Source organism: Acidisoma sp. (assembly GCF_035492295.1).
Lineage (GTDB): Bacteria > Pseudomonadota > Alphaproteobacteria > Acetobacterales > Acetobacteraceae > Acidisoma.
In genome coordinates, this window is record NZ_DATJJK010000002.1 from 16854 (window position 1) to 38598 (window position 21745).

General features: G+C 61.4%; 22 protein-coding genes. 15 read left to right on the forward strand and 7 right to left on the reverse strand.

The genetic code is table 11. From position 1 onward, the window contains the following. Positions 1–32 precede the first annotated feature (32 nt). Positions 33–1052: a GntR family transcriptional regulator gene (locus VL752_RS00115; protein WP_325351694.1), complete on the reverse strand. Its 1020-nt coding sequence runs from the start codon at positions 1050–1052 to the stop codon at positions 33–35. Positions 1053–1391: 339 nt separating this feature from the next. On the opposite strand from VL752_RS00115, the gene VL752_RS00120 reads away from it, so the two are divergent. The 6 genes from VL752_RS00120 to VL752_RS00145 all read left to right on the forward strand — a co-directional run bounded on the left by VL752_RS00120 (position 1392) and on the right by VL752_RS00145 (position 6705). Then, entirely contained in the window at positions 1392–2129 is a 738-nt protein-coding gene (locus tag VL752_RS00120) for an SDR family NAD(P)-dependent oxidoreductase (protein ID WP_325351695.1), read from the forward strand. A gap of 136 nt (positions 2130–2265) precedes the next feature. Beyond that, positions 2266–3651, forward strand: coding sequence for an MFS transporter (locus VL752_RS00125; RefSeq protein ID WP_325351696.1), 1386 nt, complete (start codon positions 2266–2268; stop codon positions 3649–3651). Beyond that, positions 3644–4408, forward strand: coding sequence for an SDR family NAD(P)-dependent oxidoreductase (locus VL752_RS00130; protein WP_325351697.1), 765 nt, complete (start codon positions 3644–3646; stop codon positions 4406–4408). The genes VL752_RS00125 and VL752_RS00130 overlap by 8 nt, the downstream gene beginning before the upstream one ends. A 39-nt stretch (positions 4409–4447) precedes the next feature. After that, the gene (locus tag VL752_RS00135; protein WP_325351698.1) at positions 4448–5332 is read left to right on the forward strand and encodes a polysaccharide deacetylase family protein; all 885 of its coding nucleotides are present in this window, start codon (positions 4448–4450) and stop codon (positions 5330–5332) included. Between the two features lie 16 nt (positions 5333–5348). Further along, positions 5349–5675 (forward strand): hypothetical protein, encoded by a 327-nt coding sequence (locus tag VL752_RS00140; protein WP_325351699.1) that lies wholly within the window; start codon positions 5349–5351, stop codon positions 5673–5675. Beyond that, a complete protein-coding gene (locus tag VL752_RS00145) occupies positions 5668–6705 on the forward strand; it encodes a CobW family GTP-binding protein (protein WP_325351700.1) in 1038 nt (345 codons plus the stop codon). Before VL752_RS00140 ends, VL752_RS00145 begins: the two co-directional genes overlap by 8 nt. Here the strand turns inward: VL752_RS00145 and VL752_RS00150 are convergent. The 3 genes from VL752_RS00150 to VL752_RS00160 form a co-directional block, all read right to left on the reverse strand. Further along, positions 6702–8069, reverse strand: coding sequence for an aspartate aminotransferase family protein (locus tag VL752_RS00150; RefSeq protein ID WP_325351701.1), 1368 nt, complete (start codon positions 8067–8069; stop codon positions 6702–6704). The two genes, VL752_RS00145 and VL752_RS00150, sit on opposite strands and share 4 nt — an antisense overlap. 163 nt (positions 8070–8232) lie before the next feature. Further along, on the reverse strand, positions 8233–9630 hold the full coding sequence (locus VL752_RS00155) for an acetyl-CoA carboxylase biotin carboxylase subunit (protein WP_325351702.1): 1398 nt from the start codon (positions 9628–9630) through the stop codon (positions 8233–8235). After that, positions 9627–9869 (reverse strand): acetyl-CoA carboxylase, encoded by a 243-nt coding sequence (locus VL752_RS00160; protein WP_325351703.1) that lies wholly within the window; start codon positions 9867–9869, stop codon positions 9627–9629. Before VL752_RS00160 ends, VL752_RS00155 begins: the two co-directional genes overlap by 4 nt. Before the next feature lie 203 nt (positions 9870–10072). Here VL752_RS00160 and pxpA point away from each other — a divergent pair, with 203 nt between their 5' ends. The 8 genes from pxpA (at position 10073) to VL752_RS00200 (ending at position 18288) form a co-directional block, all read left to right on the forward strand. Beyond that, a complete protein-coding gene (pxpA, locus tag VL752_RS00165) occupies positions 10073–10795 on the forward strand; it encodes a 5-oxoprolinase subunit PxpA (RefSeq protein ID WP_325351704.1) in 723 nt (240 codons plus the stop codon). A 169-nt stretch (positions 10796–10964) separates the two neighbouring features. After that, positions 10965–12263 carry a hypothetical protein gene (locus VL752_RS00170; RefSeq protein WP_325351705.1) on the forward strand — a complete coding sequence of 433 codons (1299 nt, stop codon included), beginning with the start codon at positions 10965–10967 and terminating at the stop codon, positions 12261–12263. A 169-nt stretch (positions 12264–12432) separates the two neighbouring features. Continuing rightward, complete coding sequence (locus VL752_RS00175) at positions 12433–13455, forward strand: ABC transporter ATP-binding protein (protein WP_325351706.1); 1023 nt, start codon at positions 12433–12435, stop codon at positions 13453–13455. Positions 13456–13482: 27 nt separating this feature from the next. Further along, positions 13483–14682, forward strand: a complete 1200-nt coding sequence (locus VL752_RS00180) for a hypothetical protein (RefSeq protein WP_325351707.1) — start codon at positions 13483–13485, stop codon at positions 14680–14682. 19 nt (positions 14683–14701) lie between these two features. After that, positions 14702–15592: an ABC transporter permease gene (locus tag VL752_RS00185; RefSeq protein ID WP_325351716.1), complete on the forward strand. Its 891-nt coding sequence runs from the start codon at positions 14702–14704 to the stop codon at positions 15590–15592. Beyond that, positions 15589–16416, forward strand: a complete 828-nt coding sequence (locus tag VL752_RS00190; protein WP_325351708.1) for an ABC transporter permease — start codon at positions 15589–15591, stop codon at positions 16414–16416. Before VL752_RS00185 ends, VL752_RS00190 begins: the two co-directional genes overlap by 4 nt. Positions 16417–16432: 16 nt before the next feature. Beyond that, positions 16433–17296: a 5-oxoprolinase subunit B family protein gene (locus VL752_RS00195; protein WP_325351709.1), complete on the forward strand. Its 864-nt coding sequence runs from the start codon at positions 16433–16435 to the stop codon at positions 17294–17296. Continuing rightward, positions 17293–18288, forward strand: a complete 996-nt coding sequence (locus VL752_RS00200) for a biotin-dependent carboxyltransferase family protein (protein WP_325351710.1) — start codon at positions 17293–17295, stop codon at positions 18286–18288. The genes VL752_RS00195 and VL752_RS00200 overlap by 4 nt, the downstream gene beginning before the upstream one ends. Before the next feature lie 146 nt (positions 18289–18434). Here VL752_RS00200 and VL752_RS00205 read toward each other — a convergent pair whose 3' ends face one another. Beyond that, positions 18435–19466: a phosphotransferase gene (locus tag VL752_RS00205; RefSeq protein WP_325351711.1), complete on the reverse strand. Its 1032-nt coding sequence runs from the start codon at positions 19464–19466 to the stop codon at positions 18435–18437. A 98-nt stretch (positions 19467–19564) separates the two neighbouring features. Between VL752_RS00205 and VL752_RS00210 the strand changes: the two genes are divergently transcribed. After that, positions 19565–20278, forward strand: coding sequence for a GntR family transcriptional regulator (locus tag VL752_RS00210; RefSeq protein WP_325351712.1), 714 nt, complete (start codon positions 19565–19567; stop codon positions 20276–20278). Between the two features lie 143 nt (positions 20279–20421). On the opposite strand, the gene VL752_RS00215 is transcribed toward VL752_RS00210, so the two are convergent. Beyond that, a complete protein-coding gene (locus VL752_RS00215; RefSeq protein ID WP_325351713.1) occupies positions 20422–21168 on the reverse strand; it encodes an SDR family NAD(P)-dependent oxidoreductase in 747 nt (248 codons plus the stop codon). A gap of 135 nt (positions 21169–21303) precedes the next feature. Beyond that, a complete protein-coding gene (locus VL752_RS00220; protein WP_325351714.1) occupies positions 21304–21696 on the reverse strand; it encodes a DUF427 domain-containing protein in 393 nt (130 codons plus the stop codon). Positions 21697–21745 lie beyond the last annotated feature (49 nt).

The following is a 21745-nucleotide window of genomic DNA, read 5'->3' on the forward strand; positions in this document are numbered from 1 at the left end:
ATCATGGATGGAGCGCCCGGCCGCCCGAAAGATCATCGCGCAGTCTGGCCATCGAGCAATGTAAGATAGGTGGGCACTTCCCGTGGAGCCGGCAAAACTGCGACAATCTTGATCTGCGCGATCCGCCGGAGCATCACTGCCTCAAGATGGCGATCAAACATCGCCGCCGCGGCGTCCACAGCGCCTCGCAGAAGCAGCTCAACAACAAGTCGCTGCTCGGTAATGCGTGCGGTGTCATCAGGCAATCCCAGCTGCCGCAGCAGGCGTTCCGACGCCACGACGGGAAGAAGATTGTCGCGAATCAGAGCACTGAGGCGCTGATTTGGGTTGGGCAGCATGCAGGTTTCAACAAATAGCTCGTCAAGGTCATCGAGATCGCCGCTCCTGACCGAGCCGATCGCCTGCTCCTGGGCGATAAGGCGCTGCCGGAGGGTCTCCAGCGTTTCCTGGTCGATTTGGGATGCCGCCCCAGCAAGCGCAGGTGGTTCGAGCAGCCGACGGATCGCAAAATGCTCCCGGATCGTGTGAGCCGTCAGCGGCCCCGCGAGCCAATGGGAGCTTTGGTTCTTGCGCACCAGCCCCCGCTCTTCGAGGCGGCCGAGCACATCCCGCGCGACGGTGCGGCTGACCTTGAAATATTCCGCCAGCGTGGCCTCGATGATGCGGTACTGGCCGAAAATAATGCAGCCGGCGACATCTGTTTCGACCCGCTCAAAAATACGCTCTCCGGATGACCGACTGGCGAGCGCCTCCTCCGCGCTCAGGGGGAGGTCCAAGGGGATGGTTCGGATATCATCACGGACAGGCTCAATGCCTGCATTGGTGCCGACAAGATAGCCGCGGCCGTTAAACCGCTGGATAAGATCGCGCTTCTGCAGATTTTGGAGGGCGCGCTGCACCGGCGGCCTGGTCGTGCGCAAGGCTTCGGCGATCGGGCCTTCGAGCAGCACGAAGCCCTCGGGCAAGCGGCCGGTCGCGATGTTTGCGGCTAGGATGGTCTCCACCACCGCGTAGCGGCGCAGGCCTGGGTCATCTGGCCGGTTGCGCGTCATCTCATCAGCCCCGTGGTTAGGTAACTCAGCACCATTAACCATGGCCGGCATGGTGCCTGAAGCGCCCAGAAACTGGCGATTGTATACGGAAAGAGCATTTTTCTCGCCGCCCGACCGAGGGCCGCAAGCGATGGTGCCCGCGCGGTTTTCTCCCTGCCTTGCTCAGGTTACAGACCATAAGAGCCTCATTTTATTCGAAACACCCATCCTGCCCGGGTGTGACTGTGGTGATTCGCTAAGTTTCAGTCGCTCAAATTTTGAGATTGCATACAACAATCATTATGTCATAGAAAATGAGCGCATATTCAGTGTTCGAAACAACCCTCAGGGGACGACTGCATGGGACAGCTCGCGGGGCGGCGATGCCTGGTGACGGGGGCCGGCCGAGGCATCGGCGAAGCAATTGCCGCAGGACTGGCGGCTGAGGGCGCCCGCGTGGCGGTGCTCGACCTCGATCAGGCCCGCGCCGATGCCGTGGCCGCGCAGCTGCCCGGCGGCGCCATCGGTGTTGCGGCCGATGTCTCCGACCCCGAGCAGGTAGCGGCAGCGATCTCCGCCGTTGAAGCCGCGTTCGGCGGCATCGATGCGCTGGTCAATAATGCCGGCATCGATACCAACGCCTCGGTTGTCGATATGTCGCTCGACCTTTGGGACCGCATGATTGCGGTGAATCTGCGGAGCGTTTTCCTCTGCAGCAAGGCGGTTCTGCCTGGCATGCTGGAGCGCGGCTGGGGGCGCATCATCAATATCAGTTCGCAGCTCGCCCAGAAGGGTGCGCCCGACATGGCCCATTACGCTGCGGCCAAGGCGGGTGTGATCGGCTTTACCCGCTCGCTTGCTTACGAGGTGGCGGCTAAGGGCGTGACCGTAAACGCGATCTGCCCCGGGCCCGTTGATACCGCACTCTGGCGCGCGATCCCGTCCGGCTGGCGCGAGCGGAAAGTGTCGGAACTCCCGATCGGCCGCCCTGCGCGGGTTGAGGAAATCGTTCCGACCGCCGTTCTCCTCGCCTCCGACGGCGGCGCCTACTACATCGGCGCCACGCTCAATCCAAACGGCGGCGATATCATGGTCTAACTGTGCGCTCGACGCGGATTGGCGACAACGGCCCGTGGCCGACCAACCCGCGTTGGGAGCACCAATAAATCACTTCCTGGGAATGAAGCCAGACCACTGGCATTATTGTGGCTGCTATATTGGGGGACCAAGAACTATGGATGCTTTCCGGACCCATGAGATTGACTTATCACCACCGCAGCCGAACGAGCGGAGGCGATTTCCGACCTTCACGAAGCGCCAGACTGACATTGTCACGATCATAGCGCTGTTTGCCTGGACGATCGCCGTCTTCGACTACGGCTTGCTCGGCACGCTGCTGCCCGCGATGCAGCAATCCTTCGGCTGGACACCGGCCACCTCCTATGCCGTGAACACCTGGATTTCCGTTGGCAGCGCCATCGTCGCCTTCGGCCTCGGCCCCGTGATCGACCGTCTCGGTCGCAAGAAGGGGATGATGATCACCGTCGGCGGCACCGCCATCGTGTCCGCCCTGACCGCCGCCATTCCGGTGGGCCTCGCCGCGATGAGCGCCGGCCTGATCGTGATTGTCCGTGCCTTCGGCGGCCTCGGCTTCTCCGAACAGGCGGTGAATGCGACCTACATCAATGAAGTCTACCAGGTCACGGAAGACGAGCGTAAGCGCAAGCGGCCCGGCTATTACTATGCCTGGATTCAGGGCGGCTGGCCGCTCGGCTTCATGTTCGCGAGCGCGCTATCCCTGCTCCTCCTCGATGTCGTGGGTTGGCGCGGGCTTTATCTGGTTGCCACCATTCCGGCGGCAGTGCTGGTCTGGGTCATCTCCCGCAGCATCAAGGAAACGCCGCAGTTCCAGCTGCATCACCGGCTGAACGAGCTTGAGCGTTCGGGCAAGACCGATGCGGCGCATGCGCTCGCGGCCTCCTACAATATCGAACATTCCTCGTCCGCACCGCTCAAGCGTATCTGGGAGCCGCATATGCGGCGCAATACGATTGCCTTCTCGATCGCCTGGATCGTCAACTTCTTTGGAATCATGAGCTTCAGCATCCTCGGCAGCTCCGTGCTGAAGAACGCCAAGGGCGTTCATCTGTCGGAAGCCTTCTGGATGCTCATTATCATCAATCTGATCGCTTATTTCGGCTATGTCTTCCACGGCTGGCTGGGCGACAAGATCGGCCGCAAGCCGACCATCATCATCGGCTGGATCATCTCCAGCATCTTCTTTGCCCTGATGCTGAGCCCGGCGGTGTCGAACCCGACGCTGATCATTCTTACCTATGCCGGCGGCCTGTTCTTCCTTGTCGGCCCCTATGCCGCGATTCAGTATTTCATGGCTGAATGCTACCCGGTGAGCTGCCGCGCGACTGGCGTGACCTTCATTGGTGCCATGAGCCAGCCGGGCATTATCATCGGCGGCGCGCTGTTTACGATGATCGCGGCCTCTCTGGGGACCGGCGCTGCGGCGCTGTGGATTGGTGCCGGCGGTATCTTCATCTCCGGCCTGGTCATGGTCTTCACGAAGCGGCCGCGCGAGGTTGATTTGGAGGAGGCTCATGTCTGAGCAAGCTGTTGCCGCAATCACTGGCGCTGCCAGCGGTATCGGACGCGCGCTGGCGGTTTACTACGCAGGGCGTGGCATCCGCAGTGTCATCGGCACTTTTTCGGGTGATCCGCATGATCCGGAGGAGACAGCGCGGCTGGTGCGCGAAGCGGGCGGCACCTGCGTGATTCAAGAGGTGGATGTCCGGCAAACGGCATCCGTCGAGGCTTTCGCCGACCGCGCAGTCGAGACCTTCGGGCGTCTCGACTATGTGATCGCCAATGCCGGCATTCTGCGCCATGCGCCCATCGCGGATCTTACCGATGAGCGTTGGGCGGATATCATGGAGGTCGATCTCGTCGGCGTCCTCCGCACCCTGCGTGCGGGGGCCAAGCGGCTCGGCGCCGGTGGCGCGATGGTGGCGATTTCCTCCATCGCCGGCGGTGTCTACGGCTGGGAAGAGCACGCGCATTATGCGACCGCCAAGGCGGGCGTGCTCGGCCTCGTTCGCAGCCTGGCGGTGGAGCTTGGGCCGCGCGAAATCCGGGTCAATGCGATTATCCCGGGCTTGATCGAAACCCCGCAATCGCTCGACCCTGTGAACTCGCTTGGCCCTGACGGGCTGATCCGCGCCGGCAAGGACATTCCCTGGGGCCGGGTCGGGCGGCCGGAAGAGGTGGCCAGCGTGATCGGCTTCCTGACGTCACGCGACGCCAACTACGTCACTGGCCAGGCTATCGTGGTCGATGGCGGGTTGACGGTGAAGATGCGGGCCTGACTTCGGTCGGATAACGGTATGAACAGGTGGATGGCATAGATGGCAAAAGAAATCCTGTGTTCCTTTGGCGTTGATGTGGATGCGGTGGCGGGCTGGCTGGGCTCGTACGGTGGCGAGGACTCCCCGGACGACATTTCCCGCGGCCTGTTTGCCGGCGAGGTGGGCAGCCCACGCCTGCTCAAGCTCTTCGATCGGCTCGGCATTCGCACCACCTGGTTCATCCCGGGTCATTCGATCGAGACCTTTCCGGAGCAGATGAAGGCGGTGGCGGAGGCCGGGCACGAGATCGGCATTCATGGCTACAGCCATGAAAACCCGATCGAGATGACGCCGGAGCAGGAAGAAGAGGTGCTCGACAAGTCGATCGAGCTCGTGACGGCACTCAGCGGCCGCCGGCCGACCGGCTATGTCGCGCCCTGGTGGGAGTTCAGCAAGGTCAGCAATGAACTGCTGATCAAGAAGGGCATCAAATACGACCACAGCCTGATGCATCGCGACTACGAGCCGTACTATGTGCGGGTCGGCGATAGCTGGACCAAGATCGACTACAGCAAGCCCGCTTCCGCCTGGATGAAGCCGCTGGTACGCGGCCAGGAAACCGATCTCGTCGAGATTCCGGCCAGCTGGTATCTCGATGATCTGCCGCCCATGATGTTCATCAAGAAGTCGCCGAACAGCCACGGCTTCGTCAATCCGCATGACATCGAGACGATCTGGCGGGAGCAGTTCGACTGGGTGTACCGCGAGTGCGAGTATGCCGTGTTCCCCTTGACCATTCATCCGGACGTGGCCGGCCGGCCGCAGGTGCTCATGATGCTTGAGCGTCTCTACGCTTATATGGCTCGCCATCCCGGTGTGAAGTTCGTGACCATGGATGAGATTGCGGACGACTTCCTGCGCCGCAATCCGCGCAAGAAGGGCTGAGCCTCGAGGTTCCGCCATGTGCGGCCTTTGTGGCAGCTTGCAGGGTGGCGCGCACTGGTCTGACGGCGCGCCACCGGATGCAGCGGCCGATGCGATGCCGAGCTGGCAGCGGCGCGCCGAGCGGCGCCTGCGTATCGCCTGCGCCAATCGCGTGCTGGCCCCTTCGGGCCTCACGCTGGGCGATTGGCAGGGAAGCCGCTTCATCCTGCGCAATCGCACGGGGCGTGCGGTCGAGGTTGCCGGTTTCGGTGACCTCTGGCCGCAGGCAGACAGGCTGTCCGCCTCCCTCCCTGACCCTCTCGACCCCACTTACCTCGACGATCTGGTCCGCCGCGATGGCTGATGACCGCCTCGATGTCCATGTCCTGACGGGGTTCCTGGGCAGCGGGAAGACAACCGTTCTGCGTCGGCTGCTCCATGATCCGCAGCTCGCCGATACGGCCGTTCTGATTAACGAATTTGGCGCCGTCGGGCTTGACCACCTTCTGGTGGACGCCATCGTCGGAGAGCCGGTGCTGCTTGGCGGCGGCTGCGTCTGCTGCACGCTGCGCGGCGATGTGGGCGATTCACTCCGCGACCTCTGGACCAGACGCGCGCGCGGCGACCTGCCCTTGTTCCGGCGCGTCGTGATCGAGACCACGGGCCTCGCCGACCCGACACCGATCATGGCGACCGTTGCCGCCGATCTGGCTCTCCGCCATCATTTCCGGCCCGGCCAGGTGATCACGACGGTCGACGCCGTGAACGGCCTCGCGACCCTCGCGCGCTTTCCCGAAAGCGCGCAGCAGGCGGGGGTCGCGGATATGCTGCTCGTCACGAAGCGAGACCTCGTCAACGCCGAGGAACGCGCGGGCGTCCTATCGGCGCTATCCAGGTTGAATCCCATCGCCCGGATCGAGGCGATCGAGGCGGGCGCGGCCCCGGTCGCGGCGCTGCTCGGCCTCGATGCCGGCGACCAGATCGCGCGCGCGGCGCGCTGGGCGGGCGTGACACCACCCGCCGGGCCGCTTCATGCCGGCATCACGGCGACCGTTATCGAATATGACCGCCCGATCAGCTGGGCGGCGTTCGGCCTGTGGTTCAGCCTTCTCGCCCACCGCCACGGCGGGCGGATCCTGCGCATGAAGGGCATCCTGGCGCTGGAGGGCAGCGACACGCCGGTGCTCGTCCAGGCGGCGCAGCACCTTGTTCACCGGCCGGAGCATCTGCCCAAGGCAACCGGAGCAGCGGGGCACTCCTCGCTGGTCCTGATCACGGATGGATTGGACAGTGACCTGATCCGCCAGTCCTTCGACGTGATGGTGGCGGGCGCCACGACCGCGGGCAGCCCGCCTGCTCACAGTGAGCCGCCCATGCCAACAGTTTCAAACTAGATGGTGGCGAGCGTCTTATCGAGCGCGTCCAAGAACTGATCGCAATTCGCTTCGCTGAAGATCAGTTGCGGCCGGATCTTGAGGACATTCGCATCCGGCCCCGTCGCAGAGATGAGGACGCGTCGATCCCGGAGGCCATTGACGATCGCAAGTCCCACATCGATATCCGTGGTCTTGGCAACGCGATCCTTTACCAGTTCGACGCCATAGTAGAGGCCGACCCCGCGAACGTCGCCAATCTGCTCGTATCGCTTGCCCAGCTGCTCGAGACCCGCGAGCAGGATGCGACCGACCTTGCCTGCATTGTCCAAGAGGCCGGGGCTGAGAATTGTATCAAGTGTGGCGCGGGCCGCCGCAACCGCGACAGTGTTACCCCCGAACGTATTGAAATATCGCATGTTCCGGCCGAAGTCTTCGATGACTTCAGGACGGAAGATGGCACCTGCCACCGGATACCCATTGCCCATGGGCTTGCCCATGGTGACGATATCGGGGTCCACGCCATGCCGCCTGTAGCCCCAGAGCTGTTCGCATGTGCGACCAAAACCTGACTGCACTTCGTCGGCGATGAACAAACCGCCGGACTTGCGGACGACTTCGGCGACGGGTGCGAGAATGTCGGTAGGATTGACAAAGAGACCATCCGAAGAAAATACCGAATCCGCGATAAAGGCCGCTATCCCGTCCCCGCGACGCTCGAGATCCTTGATCTGCAGGGCAACTTCATGGGCCATCCGGCGGCCGATCTCTTCGACCGGAATCCGGTAGCTATCCGGTGCTGACACCGTTCTCAGAAAGGGGTCGAGCGGCGAATGGGTTCCGAGCGAGGGGGAAATCGCGGCGACCGTGCCGGAATTGCCGTGGTACGCTTCCGATGTGACGATAACGCCACGCTTGCCTGTGCGGTGCCGGGCGACGCGAAGAGCCAGATCATTCGCCTCCGAGCCTGTGCAGGTGAACATGACGCAGCCGGTCCGACCGATCTCGCCATCAAAAGTGGCGAGCAGGCGTTCTGCATAATCCAGAAGACCGTCCTGCATATATCGGCTGTGCGTGCAAAGAACATCGAGCTGTTCCTTGATCGCCTCCACGACACGAGGGTTCGAGTGCCCAAGCGAAACGACGTTGTTATAGGCGTCCAGATATTGGTTGCCGTTGTCATCATAGAGGAAGACGCCCTCGCCACGAACGATCTTGACCGGGGTCCGGTAGAACAAGCGGTAGGCGGGGCCGAGCAGGCGCTTGCGGCGCCCGATATGCTGGGCGTCCTCGGCCGTCAATCCTGTCGCACTGCTGGGGTCAAAACTATTGGGCATATCCCCGCGAAACGCCTTGGCTACCCTCGAAGTGTGGTTGGAGGTCATAGCAATCCTAAAATGGCTGAGAGTTGATGGGTGAAAAGGCCAATGATCGTCTTGAAAGGAGTCGGGTGATCAGGGACGGGATGGGGTGCGCCGGCCTTGTGGGGTATGCAGGTAGACGGGGAGGTATTCGTATCGCTCGGCCTTATGACGCACCATGTGGCTGTTACGTCGGTACAGACTGGTCTGCGCAATCTGGTTGGATTGCGAAGCGTTCCTCACTCTCCAACCAGGGTTCGAGGAATCGCGTGTGCACGGCGCCCTTCTGGACATTGCCGTCCGTGGAGAGAGCTATATGAAGGGGCAGGGTGGTGGGAACACCTTCAATGATCAGTTCTCGCAGAGCGCTTTCCAGTGCCTGGAGACAATCCGCACGCGTCGGGCCGCCGACAATAAGCTTTCCCAGGAGAGAATCGTAGAAAGGGGGAACCGTATAGCCCTCGAACAGCATCGTATCGAAGCGCATGGCCTCGCCTGAGGGAACAACCATGCGCGTGATCTTGCCCGGCATGGGCATGAAGTTCCTGGCTGGATCTTCAGCATTGATCCGGCACTCTATCGCATGGCCGCGAACCGAGACGTCATTCTGGCTGAAGGAGAGTTTCGCACCTCCGGCAACCTTGAACATCTCCTGCACCAGGTCGATGCCGGTGATCATCTCCGTGACCGGATGTTCGACCTGGATGCGCGTGTTGACCTCGATGAAGTAGAATTCTTCGGCCAGTTCGTCATAAAGGAACTCTACTGTTCCGGCGCCACGGTAGCCGACGGCTTTGGCCAGAGACACGGCGCTTGCATGCAATCTGCTGCGAATCCTCGGCGGAAGATTGACGGCCGGAGCCTCTTCCCAAACCTTCTGCCGTCTGCGCTGAAGAGAGCATTCCCGCTCGAAAAGATGCACGACATTTTCGCCGTCTCCGAAGATCTGAACTTCGATATGACGTGCGCGGGCGATGACCTTCTCGAGGTAGAGCGTGCCGTCGCCAAAGGCGGACGTCGCCTCTGCGCTAGCAAGGGGGAAATCCCTGTCGAGTTCCTCGAAGGAGTTGACGATACGAATGCCCCTGCCGCCGCCGCCTGCGGCGGCCTTGATCATGACAGGGAAGCCTGTCCGGCTCGCGATCTCATGGGCTTCGCCGAGGTCATGGACGCGTCCGTCGCTACCGGGAATGGTCGGCAAGCCTGCCTCGACCGCAACCTGGCGTGCCGCGACCTTGTCGCCCAGCAATCGAATGATATCGCCGTCGGGTCCGACGAAAATCATTCCGGCGTCCCGCACCGCGTCCGCAAAATCGCCATTCTCGGAAAGAAAGCCGTATCCGGGGTGGATCGCATCCACCTTCGCCTGCAAAGCGGCTCGGACGATGGCATCGATGTTGAGATAAGATTTTTTGGCAGCAGGTGGCCCAATATTGATTGCTTCGTCAGCCATCCTGACGGCCAGCATGTCGGCGTCCGCGGCGCTATAGATTTGGACGGTTCTGATTCCGAGCGCTTTGGCTGCGCGGATGATCCGGACCGCGATTTCCCCACGATTGGCGATGAGGACGGACCGGATTGTCATTCCTCCACCTCGGCGATGACCTGGTCGGGCATCACGGGCTCTTCGTTCTCCACGAGGAAGGTGATCGTTTTTCCCTGGACGCCGGCTTTGACGGGCGTAAAGGTCTTCATGATTTCAATCACGCCTATGACGTCGCCTATTGCGACCGGCGCGCCATCGGCCTTGGCTGGAGGTTCGTTCGGCGATGTCGCGCGGTAGAAGGTTCCGGGAATTAGCGCGCAGATTTCGTGCTTAGCCATGCGTAGGTATTTGGCCTCCGAGCGTCAGGTTGAAGAAAGGGGGAACTTCCCGAAGGAGGAAGCGGCCGGAGAGCGCCTGGCGGCCTCGTTGCAGTGCGCGATCCGGAAAGCACTGATCAGCCTCGGCCCCTCGGCCCATAAGGCCATTGCTAATGATGGTATATCATGTATCATAGACCATGCGCATGTCAAGGAATTGCTAGGTGAAGGTCACGATTAACTGCGATATGGGCGAAGCCTTTGGAATCTACCGCTTCGGTAGCGACGAGGCTCTGATGCCCTATGTTACCCATGCCAACATCGCCTGCGGCTTCCATGCCTCGGATCCTCGGGTTATGTGGCAGACGCTGCGAATGGCGAAAGCGCATGGGCTGAATATCGGGTCGCACCCTGGCCTGCCGGATCGGGAAGGGTTCGGGCGGCGAGAGATGAACGTGTCGCGCGAAGACGTGGCCGCGATGGTGATCTATCAAACGGGCGCACTGCAGGGCTTTGCCGCGACCGAGGGTATCAAGCTTTCGCATATTAAGCCGCACGGCTCGCTGATGGGCATGGCTCAGCGTCTGGACCATGTCGCGGAAGGCCTGGCGGATGCGGCTCTCGCGCTCAACCTGCCCATGATCGCCAATGCGGATTGCTGCATGTCAGAGGTTTTCACGCGGCGCGGCGTCCCCTTCACCTGTGAATTCTATGTCGATCTCGACTATGATAATTCCGGTCGCCAAATCATTACGAAGGAGCATGAGCCGGTCTCGGCCGATGTCGTGGGGGGTCTTGTTCTTCGCGCCGTGACCGAGGGCCTGACACGCTCGATCGATGGGCAGGATGTCGCGGTGACGGCGCAAAGCATTTGCGTGCACAGCGATACGCCGGGCGCGGCCGATGTGGCTCGCGCGGTTCATGCCGCACTGCAGGGCTGGCTTTAGGCGTGCGGTTTTGTCTCAAATCCTGATCGGAGAGCGCGCTCGGCAAGCCCTTCATCGCTCACTCGAGCGCAGTGTGCGCGCAGCAGCCGCGACCTGCGGGCCGCTGTATGGGACGCTTCTGTATGACAGGGGTGGCCAGACTCGCGTGGCGCAGGATGGGTTCGAGGCCGTGCGCGAAAGCGCGGAGGAAGCCGGCGCCCATTCGATCGGCGCCCGTATTTTGAAGGAAACGCTTTCGGAGGCGCAGCGGGAGCTGGGTGACGGCACCGCCCGCCTTGCTCTTTTTATTGGAGCTGCCATGGAGGCGGGCCAGCGGCAGATTGCTGCCGGTGCCAGCCCCTCCGCCTTTGCCGATGCCCTGCTCGCCTTGGGCCCGGCCTTTGCTGCGCAGTTGCAAGCGCGGCGCAGTTCGGCCCCGGAGCCGCAGCTGTTTGCCCGCGCGGAAGGCATGGACGAAGCACTCGCGACGACCTTTGCTGATGCCATTGCCCATGCCGGATGGAACGGGGCCATCGACATACGAGCAGGCCACCGCGACGAAAGCGGGTTGGAGACGGGACAAGGCTTTCTGGTGGAACTTGAGCCGGTGTCACCGTCCTTGCCCCCTGCCATCGGTGCCAGATTTGAGTTGGCGCGCCCGTACATCCTTGTCGCCAACGACATGCTCTCGGCGCTCGGGCGTCTGGCGCCGCTGCTCGACCAATTCGCGACCCGCGGCAAATCACTCGCGATTATTGCGCGCGGGGCAAACGGACCGGCCCTCGACACGCTTGTGGTGAATGGCCGTTTGCCAGCGGCGACCTTGACGGCGCTGCAACCGGCTGCCGCGGGCATGGGTGCCGTCGCAGCGCTCGAGGATCTCGCCATTGCCACGGGGGCGACGCTGATCGACCCGGCGCTGGGCATCGGTCTCGATCACGTCCGGCCGGCTATGCTGGGGCGTGCGGAACGGTTGGTGCTGTCGCGTGGCCTTGCGTGCTTCGAAGGCCTGGGCGGCGATCCTTCTCTCATTGGGCAGCGACAAAGCGAGATCCGCTCGGCTTTCGAACGGCAGCGGTATCTGTCCCTCGACCGTGAGCAGCTGTCGCGGCGCGAAGCAAGGCTTTCCGGCCGCTGGGCGCGCATTACGCTGGCGCCCCAGCCGGGGGCGGGGCGGGAGGACAATGACGCGCGTGTCGCCGCTCTCAGCAAGGTGCTGGCGCAGATGCGCGCAGCAGAGACCGGCGGCGTATTGTTGGCTCCGAGCGCCGTCATCGCAACAATGGCCCGCTCGTTCGGAGAGACGGACGCCGGGAGCACGGACGCAGCTCGGGCAGCACGCAGCACATTCTGCGCCGGTCTTCAGGCTTTGGCAGAAGGATGCGGGGCGGCGCCCTGGGAAGCGATGCCGACGCTATCAGGAATTGTGCAGAAAGGCATCTCTGCGGCGGCCACAATGCTTAGAATAACGGCAATCATTGCCAGCTGACGGGATTAAAGGCGGCAACTGCACGATTTGGCAGTTGCCGGACCCCAGGCCTCATGCAATGGTATAGCATATATCATAGACTAAAATGACGAGGTCGGTCTTCTCTATGGCGGCACCACTATCAGCGACAATGCTGGAAGCGCGGGACATCGTGCATCGCTACGGGGCTGTGGTCGCGCTCGATCACGTCTCCATTTCGGCAGCGCGCGGCGAATTTCTCACCATTCTTGGTGAAAGCGGTTCGGGTAAGACCACAATGCTGCGCGTGATCTCGGGACTTGAGCGCCCGCAATCCGTGGGCGCCTTGCTCATCGGCGGGGAAGATGTGGCCAATCTTCCGGCGGCGCAGCGCAACTGCACCACCGTTTTCCAAAGCTATGCGCTTTTTCCCCATATGTCGGTGGAAGAGAATGTTGCTTATGGCTTGAAGATCCGCGGTGTTCCGATGGACGAGCGCCGCCGTCGGGTGGACGAGGCATTGAGCCAAGTCCGCCTCAATCAAAAGTCTTCCCGCCGCATCGGCCAGCTTTCGGGTGGCGAGCGCCAGCGCGTCGCGCTTGCCCGCGCGATCGTTACGCGACCGGCACTGCTGTTGCTGGACGAGCCGCTTGGTGCTTTGGATGAGCGTTTGCGTTACGACATGCAGACCGAACTCGTCGAACTGCACAAGACGCTCGGCATGACCTTCATCTATATTACCCACAGCCAGGAAGAGGCTCTCACGATGAGTGACCGGATCCTGTTGATGCGTCACGGCCGTGTGGAGCAGGCAGGGCGGCCGGAAGAGCTCTTTGATCGGCCTGTCAGCCGCTTCGCAGCCTCCTTCATGGGTTTTGAAAACCTCCTGCCCTGCCGCGTAGAGCGGAAGTTGCCCGACGGCCGCGTGATTGTGAGCGTGGCGGGCCGCGTCTTTCATGCGACGACTGTCGTTCAGGACGCCCTGTCCAAGGGCGGCGACGCTGTGCTTGCCATTCGTGCTGAGCGGTTCGCGCCAGCCGATGCTGCAAGCGACGCTTCCAATCTTTTGCCGTGCCGCCCGACGGAACGGTTTTATCGCGGCAAATATATCGATCAGCGCGCGGAGTCCGATGCCGGCCCGCTTCGGCTCCGCGTCTGGGACAAGGCAACCAACTTCGCCGATTTTGCAGCCGTTCGTTGCAGCGAAGCGGATTGCGTCGTCGTTCCTCAATAACCCGATTTTTCGAATAGGAAGACTGGCATGAGAGACAGGTTTTCGACGCACACGCAGCTCGAGCTGAGCCGGCGTGATCTGTTTAAAGGGGCGCTCGGCGTTGCGGCTGTCGCTGCCACGGCCGGTATGGCCGAGCCCGCGGATGCGGCGGTGAGCACGACCGTGCGCGCCTACGGCGTCACCACCGCACAGCTGACCGACTGGTCGGTGATGCAGAAGTCCCTTGGCATCACGATGAATTACACCGGATCGAACAACGATGTCGGTGTCTATATGCAAGCGGTGATGCAGTCAGGCCTGGGTAACAGCGAAGACATCTTCATTTTCGAAGGAGGCACCCAGAACATCCTCGGGCCGCATGGCGTCTATCTACCGATCGACGTCCATCAGAAAGAGCTGACCCTCTGGAGCCGGACGCCGGACGAGTGGAAGCATTCAGCCGTCGTGATGGGTGCGGATGGCAAGCAGTGGGGCACGCCTGTCATCGGCAATGCCGACAGTTTCGGCTATATCGCCAGTAAGATTGGCGTCAATCCGAACGGCCAGGACGATGTCTCCTGGGGCATGCTGCTCGACAGCGACAAGACGCGGGGCCGCGCGGCTTTCGATCAAACCTGGAACTATTCTCTGCCCTCGGCTGCTCTTTATCTTAAGGCGACTGGCAAGGCGAAGATCGACAACCCCGCTGACCCGACTGCCGCGGAAGCCCGGGCGGTGGTCGATTTCCTCGTTGCCCGGAAAAAAGCCGGCCAGTTCCGGACGCTCGAAAATTCGTTTGAGCAACAGGTGCAGCTGCTGACGAACCGCGAGGTGGATATCATCAACTGTTGGGAACCGGCGGCGCGCGAAGCCAATAAGAAGCTCGGGCCGAACACCGTCTGCTACGCCTATACGGTCGAGGGCTATTACAAGTGGGGCCACGGCGCCTATGTTGCCTCCCAGGCGGCGGGCCGAGGCAATCTCGACAATATCTATAAGGTCCTGAACTACTTTATGGACGGCGAATACCGCGCCTACCAGGCGCGAGATCGCGGTTATGCGGGTCCGAATATGGATCTCGGCGTCTCCTATGCGCAGGCCCATAACTGGTCGGCAGACGAGATCGCGGAACTGAAGGCGACGCAGGTCAAGGTCGATCGCAAATTCCAGAAGCCTTTCGTCAGCACCACCACGCCCTCGCACGCCGACGCGATTGAGGATGAGTGGCAACGTTTCCTCAACGCTTGAGCGGGAATTAAGACGCGTGATGCGCAACCTCTACCAGAGGCTCAACCTTGCCGATGGACGCTGGGCTCTGCCCTGCTTCATCGGGGTGTGGTCATTCCTCGTGATTGCACCGCTTGTCGTGTTGGTCGTGTTCAGCTTCTTCCAGACACAGTTTTTCATGACCGTCTACAAGCCGAGCTTCTACACCTGGAACGATCTCTTCTCCTCAGGCCGTTTTGAGGTGACGCTTCGTACGCTGCGCATTGCGCTGACCGTGACGGTGATTGACCTGGCCATCGGCTTTCCCTTCGCACTCTGGCTCGCGAAGGGAAAGACGAGCCGGACGATTCAGGCCATGGCTCTGGCGCTTCTGACGATACCGTTCTTCATCGATCTATCGTCGCGCATCATTGTCTGGCGGCCGATCCTTGACGAGCATGGTCTGATCAATAACTTCCTGCTCGCTAGCCATCTCGTCTCCCAGCCGCAGCACTGGCTGCTGTACACCGAATGGCCAGTGCATTTTGTCATGGTCATCGACAATTTTCCGATGATGGTGCTGCCCATCTATCTGGCTATCAATGTCATCGATGACACGCTTATCGCGGCCTGCGAGGATCTCGGTGGATCGCCCCTTCGTGTTCTGAGAGATGTCATCTTGCCATTGTCCCTGCCCGGCATTCTGGGAGGTATCGTCTTTACGCTCGGTTCCTCGCTCGCAGCCTGGGTTGAACCGAGCATGTTGGGCGGTGGATTCGTCGATGTGTTGAGCAATTCGATTTCCAGCGCCTACTCGGCCTTGCGCGTGCCGATGGTGGCCGCTCTATCCACCTTTGTCGTTGTGCTGCTTGCCGTGCTCCTTTGCATCCTCGCCCTGGTCATGCGCCGCTTTGTCAGGTTCGGCGAGGTCTTCCGGTCGATGAAGCCATGAGCAATCTTGCCTCCCCGTCGCGCGATCTGTGGAGCTACGCCCGGATTTGGCCGGGTCTTGCCAAATGGGCGGGCTGGGGCCTTCTTGCCCTCATCTACGCGCCGCTCGCCTGGCTTGCACTCCTGTCCTTCAGCGAACGGCCGCTTTCCGGCATCCCTTACCCCTTGTCGCTGACCAACTACATCACCTTGGTGAAGACGCCGGGGTGGACGGGCCCCTTTCTTATCAGCCTTGGCATCGCTGTGCTTGTTGGGTTGATCACGGCGGTTGTCGCCTGTTTCGTCGGCCGCGCCATTCCGCGGTCACCGCGGGCCGGGACCATCGTGCTCATTGCGCTCTTGCCGCTGTTCATTCCCGGCGTCGCCCTCGGCGCGGCGCTCTTCATTTTTCTCCGTGTTCTGCTTGGTCTCAATCTCGGCTATTGGTCGATCATGCTCGGCCATGTGATCTGGTCTTTTCCCTTCGCGCTGATCATGGTTCTCGTCCTCACGACGCGGTTCGACCATCGTCTGTTGGAAGCCGCATCCGATCTCGGCGCCAAGTCCTGGCGGCGTTTTTGGGATATCGAGTTTCCCTTGCTGCGGCCTGCCATTATTGGTGCCGGTCTGTTTGGCTTCCTGCTTTCATTCAATGAAGTGCAACGCTCCATCTTCCTGCGCGGCACAGCCACGACGATGCCGATCTGGAACTGGACCATGGCCTCGTCCCAGCAATCGCAGATACCGATCATCTTCTCGCTCGCGACCCTGATTCTGGCCGTCGTGCTGCCGCTACTCTGCCTCGTCTTTTGGTTCATCTTCGTTCGCATCGAGAAGGGGCGCTGATTGCGCCTGCCGCCGCATGATCTATGAAAAACCACGCTTCTATCCGGCGGGTGACCGCTATATCGAAGTTGAGCTCGGGAATGAGATGAGCTTCGACCTCAATATCGCGGTGCACGCACTGGCCGCCGCCATCCGTGCGGCCGACCTGCCGGGGATCATCGAGCTGATTCCGGAAATGGCCTCGATGCAGATTTCCTACGACGCGGACCGCATTTCCTTCGCAGATGTCTCCCGCGAGGTTGAACGGCTTTACACCGTATCTTCAGGTAGCGGCGACATCGAGCTTGAAAGCCGGCTCATCAATATCCCGGTGCTATATTTCGACCCTTGGAGCGAAGCCTGCATCGCCGAATATCGCAGCCGCGTGACGGACAAGACCGAGGATCCGGAGCTGCTGTGCGCCCTGAACAATCTGGCCGGACGCAGCCACCTGAGGCGACTGCATGCGACCCCGGAATACTGGGTGGCGGCTCTTGGCTTCTGGCCTGGGCTTTGCTCGCTCATGCCGCTCGATCCGCGCGCGCGGATCGTGGCACCAAAATACAATCCGCCGCGGTCCTGGACACCGAAGGGTGCGATCGGAATCGGTGGCGCCATTACCTGCATCTATCCCGATCGCACGCCGGGCGGCTATCAGATCTTCGCTCGCACGCCGGTGCCCATCTGGGACCGGGAACAGAAGCTGCAAGCTTTCAGGGAAAGTCTGGCTCTGTTCCGACCCGGCGACCGTGTCCGCTTCATCCCCATCGAGCGCGAAGAATACGATTATATCGAGGCCAAGGTTAGCGACGGCACTTATGAGCATTCCATGGTTGATTACCAAAAGTTCTCGATTGCCAATTATAGGAAATGGCTGAGCAAAGTGGAGCTTGGCGTATGATCAGCCGCCCATTCTTCGAGGTTGTCGAGCCGGGCCTCGAAACCTCCGTGCAGGAACTACCCGGACGCATCGGGCATTGGGAGCAGGGGTTTCCGCCGTCCGGTCCGGCCGATGTCTGGTCCTTTCGGCTTGCCAATCTGCTTGTGGGCAATGACCGCGATGCGGCGGCGTTGGAATGCCAATTCCTTGGGCCGACGCTGCGCTTTCTCCAAGACGGCGTCATCGCTGTGACGGGCGCCGAGATGACACCTCGTCTGGATGGGGAGGCGGTTGCGCTGTGGCAGACTGTCTCGGTGCGCCGAGGTCAGGTGCTGACCACTGGCGGTGGCCGCACGGGCGCACGCATGTATATCGCATTCGCGGGTGGTATTGACACGCCCCCCGTGCTCGGTTCCCGCGCGACATTCCATATGGCAGGCGTCGGCGGGGTAGAAGGTTTCGCGATCAAGGCTGGGCAGGTTCTGCCCGTGGGACAGGTCACCGCCCCTGTCACGTCGCATCAGGCAATCCCCGAAATGCGACCCGAGATTGAGACCGGCAAACGAGTGGCGGTCGAAGTGGTCGCGGGGCCAAACGACGATTGGCTAGGCGAGGAAGGTGTTGCCGGCTTCCTGGCGGCGGATTGGACGGTACTCGCGCAGAGCAACCGAACGGGTATGCGCCTCAAGGGGCCGACGATTACCTTTGCGCCGCGTGCTTACGACAAGTTGCCTGAGCATGGTCAGGATCCGGCCAATATCCTGGACCATGGCTATCCCGTCGGCGGCATCAATGTCGCCGGCCAGACCCCCATCGTTCTGTTGCAGGATGCCCCGAGCACGGGTGGGTTCATCAACCCGTTCACCGTGCCAAGCGCGGCACTGTGGAAGCTTGGGCAGATCAGGCCCGGACAGCAGATCCGCTTCAAAGCCATCACACTCGATGAAGCGCATGAGATGCGTCGCCGGCAGGATCGCATCTGCACGGCGGACCAAGCTCTGAGGCCGATCTGATCAAAGCGCCCTGGCTTTGCGCCCGTCCGTGCAAGGAAGGATGCCAGAGCCCTGGCCAAGAGGCGAGGCGCGCTGAGATTGCGATCTCTGTGTGCGAACCTTGGAACAGGGGTGCCGTTTGAAGCGGCACCACTGGCCTGCGCTTGCTAGGCTCGCCGGTTTGCGGCGTGGAAATAGTCCTCCGCCTCGGCGGGGCTGACGCGGCTGAGTTGATGAAGTGCGCGCCAGGCACCGGGGCTGTTTCGGAGGATGTAATCCCGGTTTTCGGGATGCATTTCGGCACGCCAGCCTGTGATAGACACGGCCATTGCAAGACGCATCGGAATAAGGTCGTGCAGAAGAGCTACCTCCATTTCCGTCAACGGTGTCACGGAATGATAGCCGGCGACGATTTCGGAGGCGGTCTGCAAGGGATGCTCGCCATCGAGCACTTGGTAGCTGGCTGCGACCGCAAGATCATAGATGCGCGGTGCTACAGCGATATCGCCGAAATCGATGATACCGGTGATATGCCGATGGTCCTGCGGTGACACCAGTAAATTGTGAGGGTTGAAGTCGTTGTGAATGGGTTGAGCGGGAAGCCCTACTTGGCGCGGCAGCACACGGCGCTCGAATGCCTCCAGCCGAGCTTCCACCATCCTGCGTTGTTCGGCACCGGGGATAGTGCCAATCAGCGGCCGGATTGACGAAGCCCTGCCCATATCCCAAATGATATCGAGTATCGGCAACGGCCCGGGGAAGGTGGCGAGAGCCGCATCGAGATTGGCGAGCGTTTCGCCTATTCTGCGTCTCTGCGCGGCATCGCGTTCACCACGGTGCAGGGGCTCTCCGGCCAGAAAGGTGAGCATCCGAGCGGTGCGTTCGGCGCCGCTCCAGATTGAGCGGACATGTGGCTCGCCGGTTTGATCATCCAGGACGCGTGGAACTGGCAAGGAGGGCGCCACTGCTGCAACATGGCGGAGGCATGCGGTTTGGAAGGCGGTGCTATCCAACGCCTCGCCCGGATGCGTAATCTTGAGCAAAAATTCGCCGCCGTCCGTCGCCCGGATATGAAAATTCTGGTCCCTCTCGCTGCCAAGCGGATGCGCGGTGTTCCTGATGCCGAAGTGTTGGGTAACGAATTTTTCGGCCTCACTAACCGAAATGGGCGAGACTTGGTCTGTAAATCGGCTATCCATAGGGTCAGCAGGCTCGCTTTCTCAATTCTATGATACATGATATACCATTGCCCAGAGCTTGGCGATAGCTGTTAGAGAAAACTGCGCCCTTTGGCGACGTGAAATTGTTCAAGAGGATAGAGGCCGCTGCTTTGCTAAAGCTCAGTCATGAAACCCTGACCGACCGGGCCTATGCCGCCCTAAAAAAGGCTCTCACGGCTGGCGACTTCCCGCCCGGCCATGCGCTTGTCATTCGGACCTTGGCGGAAGCTTACGGGATTTCCCCGACGCCGGTCCGCGAAGCGCTTCAGCGATTGGTCGCGGAGCGCATGTTGGTGCTCCAATCCAATCGCTCCATCGTGGTGCCTATTCTCTCGGGCAGTCGCTTCGTGGAATTGACGCGCATACGCTGCGCGCTGGAAGGAATGGCTGCGGAACGCGCAGCGACGCGGATGGCACCAGCCCAACTGGATGAGTTGCGGAAGATCGTCGCGACAATTGAGGGTGCGATCGAGCAGAGGGACATCCACGCCTATGTCCATCTGAACCGTGCCTTTCATTTCGGCATCTATGAATGTGCCGAATCGCCCATCCTTCTGTCGATGATCGAAGATCTCTGGTGCCAGGTCGGACCCTTCTTCACGCATCTCTTCGACGATGTCGCCTATGTCCCCAAAGCCAACGATCTGCACTTCGTCATTCTCGATCTTCTCGCGAAGAAAGACTCCGAAGGCGTTAAGGAGAGTGTGTGTATCGACATTAACGCTGCAGCTCTTACGTTGGCGCCTCATCTAATCAGCGATTCCGAGGTCGATGGACTAGTGGAGGCATAGGGCAATGCGCCCGCTGAGCCCTTGGCCGATATAGCCTTCCCCGTCGACCCTCCGTATCGGCAATGACCGCTCATTGCCGCAGTCCTTCGTGGTCAGGCGTGAGGGGGAGATCATCCCGCGTTCACACCTTCCCGATTCGGTTGCTAAAGCTTCGAGCCGCCATCAACATGGATGATGTCACCGGTGATCCAGCGTGCCTCGTCCGTTGCCAGGAAGGCGATCACGCCACCGATGTCATCGGGCTCGGCAAGGCGCTTCAGCGCCTGCATGTTGAGCGTGAAGTCGCGGCCGGTGTCGGTCTTGGTGAAGTTGGACATATCGGTCTGCACCACACCGGGAGCGACTGCGTTGACGCGGATGCCCCGCGGCCCGAGCGCGGCGGCGAAATGCTTCACCATAGTGTCGATTGCGCCCTTCGTCATCGCATAGGCGTAGAGCGCGCCTACAGCGGTGTGGGCGGCGAGTGACGAGGTAATCGTCACACTGCTGCCCTCATGCAGGATCGGCAGAAGGTGCTGCACCAGAAAGAACGGTGCGCGGACATTGACGGCAAACAGTCGGTCGAAGTCCTCAACCGTCGTCTCTTCAATGGCGGCCGCCTTGGAGATGCCGGCGTTGGCAACCAGGATATCGAGCCGCTCACCCACGATGGCACGGACCTGCTGCGCAAGCCTCTCTGGGCCGTCGGCGGCTGCCATGTCGGCGGAGACGGCCTCTGCCTTGCCGCCCGCAGCTCGGATTGCGTCCACTACACCATCGGCCTCGTCTTTCGCCTGGCCGTAATGCACGATGACCTGCGCCCCGCGCTTCGCAAGGGCAAGCGCCGCCGCGCGGCCGATCCCGCGGGAGCCGCCGGTGACGAGAGCGGTTTTGCCGGACAGTGCCGTCATGACCGTATTCCTTTCATTGGGTAGGCTGGGCCTGGACCGCAGCCAAGGGTTCACGGACCGGATCCGATCCGCGAACCATGGGGCCTTTTCGATGAGGGGTCGGGCTATAGTCGCCCGGTGCCTTCAGGCTGGGTTTTAGGCTTCAGTGCGCTCGTCGATGTCGTCGACTCGGTCAGGATAGAAGGCGAGGTGATCCTTTATCGCCGCGACCGCTTCATAGGGTGCCTCATAGGTCCAGACTGCGTTGATCGATCGATCACCACCCGCCGGGATGCTGTAGTAGTGACACTCACCCTTGTAGGGGCAATAGGTCGTGTGCTCGCTGTGCTCGAGAAGGGCCATGTCCACGTCCCCTCGTGGGATGTAGTGGACCGCGGGATAGTTCGCCTCGCGCAGCGTCAGCGCCGCGCGGGTATCGGCTATCACGCGGCCACCGAGCATAACGCGGATGCGGTGCGGATTGGTCGCGATGGTGATCGGATGATCAGGACCGGGAATTTTCACGGTCCGGGCGGATGTTCCAGACATGGCTTGCTCCTTTGGCCGAGTGGCAGGTTTCGTAGGCAGCTGCGCTTCG

Coding starts and splice junctions, on each gene's coding strand:
- VL752_RS00115 (WP_325351694.1), bottom strand. CDS start 1,052: ATGACGCGCAACCGGCCAGATGACCCAGGCCTGCGCCGCTACGCGGTG.
- VL752_RS00120 (WP_325351695.1), top strand. CDS start 1,392: ATGGGACAGCTCGCGGGGCGGCGATGCCTGGTGACGGGGGCCGGCCGA.
- VL752_RS00125 (WP_325351696.1), top strand. CDS start 2,266: ATGGATGCTTTCCGGACCCATGAGATTGACTTATCACCACCGCAGCCG.
- VL752_RS00130 (WP_325351697.1), top strand. CDS start 3,644: ATGTCTGAGCAAGCTGTTGCCGCAATCACTGGCGCTGCCAGCGGTATC.
- VL752_RS00135 (WP_325351698.1), top strand. CDS start 4,448: ATGGCAAAAGAAATCCTGTGTTCCTTTGGCGTTGATGTGGATGCGGTG.
- VL752_RS00140 (WP_325351699.1), top strand. CDS start 5,349: ATGTGCGGCCTTTGTGGCAGCTTGCAGGGTGGCGCGCACTGGTCTGAC.
- VL752_RS00145 (WP_325351700.1), top strand. CDS start 5,668: ATGGCTGATGACCGCCTCGATGTCCATGTCCTGACGGGGTTCCTGGGC.
- VL752_RS00150 (WP_325351701.1), bottom strand. CDS start 8,069: ATGACCTCCAACCACACTTCGAGGGTAGCCAAGGCGTTTCGCGGGGAT.
- VL752_RS00155 (WP_325351702.1), bottom strand. CDS start 9,630: ATGACAATCCGGTCCGTCCTCATCGCCAATCGTGGGGAAATCGCGGTC.
- VL752_RS00160 (WP_325351703.1), bottom strand. CDS start 9,869: ATGGCTAAGCACGAAATCTGCGCGCTAATTCCCGGAACCTTCTACCGC.
- VL752_RS00180 (WP_325351707.1), top strand. CDS start 13,483: ATGAGAGACAGGTTTTCGACGCACACGCAGCTCGAGCTGAGCCGGCGT.
- VL752_RS00185 (WP_325351716.1), top strand. CDS start 14,702: ATGCGCAACCTCTACCAGAGGCTCAACCTTGCCGATGGACGCTGGGCT.
- VL752_RS00190 (WP_325351708.1), top strand. CDS start 15,589: ATGAGCAATCTTGCCTCCCCGTCGCGCGATCTGTGGAGCTACGCCCGG.
- VL752_RS00195 (WP_325351709.1), top strand. CDS start 16,433: ATGATCTATGAAAAACCACGCTTCTATCCGGCGGGTGACCGCTATATC.
- VL752_RS00200 (WP_325351710.1), top strand. CDS start 17,293: ATGATCAGCCGCCCATTCTTCGAGGTTGTCGAGCCGGGCCTCGAAACC.
- VL752_RS00205 (WP_325351711.1), bottom strand. CDS start 19,466: ATGGATAGCCGATTTACAGACCAAGTCTCGCCCATTTCGGTTAGTGAG.
- VL752_RS00215 (WP_325351713.1), bottom strand. CDS start 21,168: ATGACGGCACTGTCCGGCAAAACCGCTCTCGTCACCGGCGGCTCCCGC.
- VL752_RS00220 (WP_325351714.1), bottom strand. CDS start 21,696: ATGTCTGGAACATCCGCCCGGACCGTGAAAATTCCCGGTCCTGATCAT.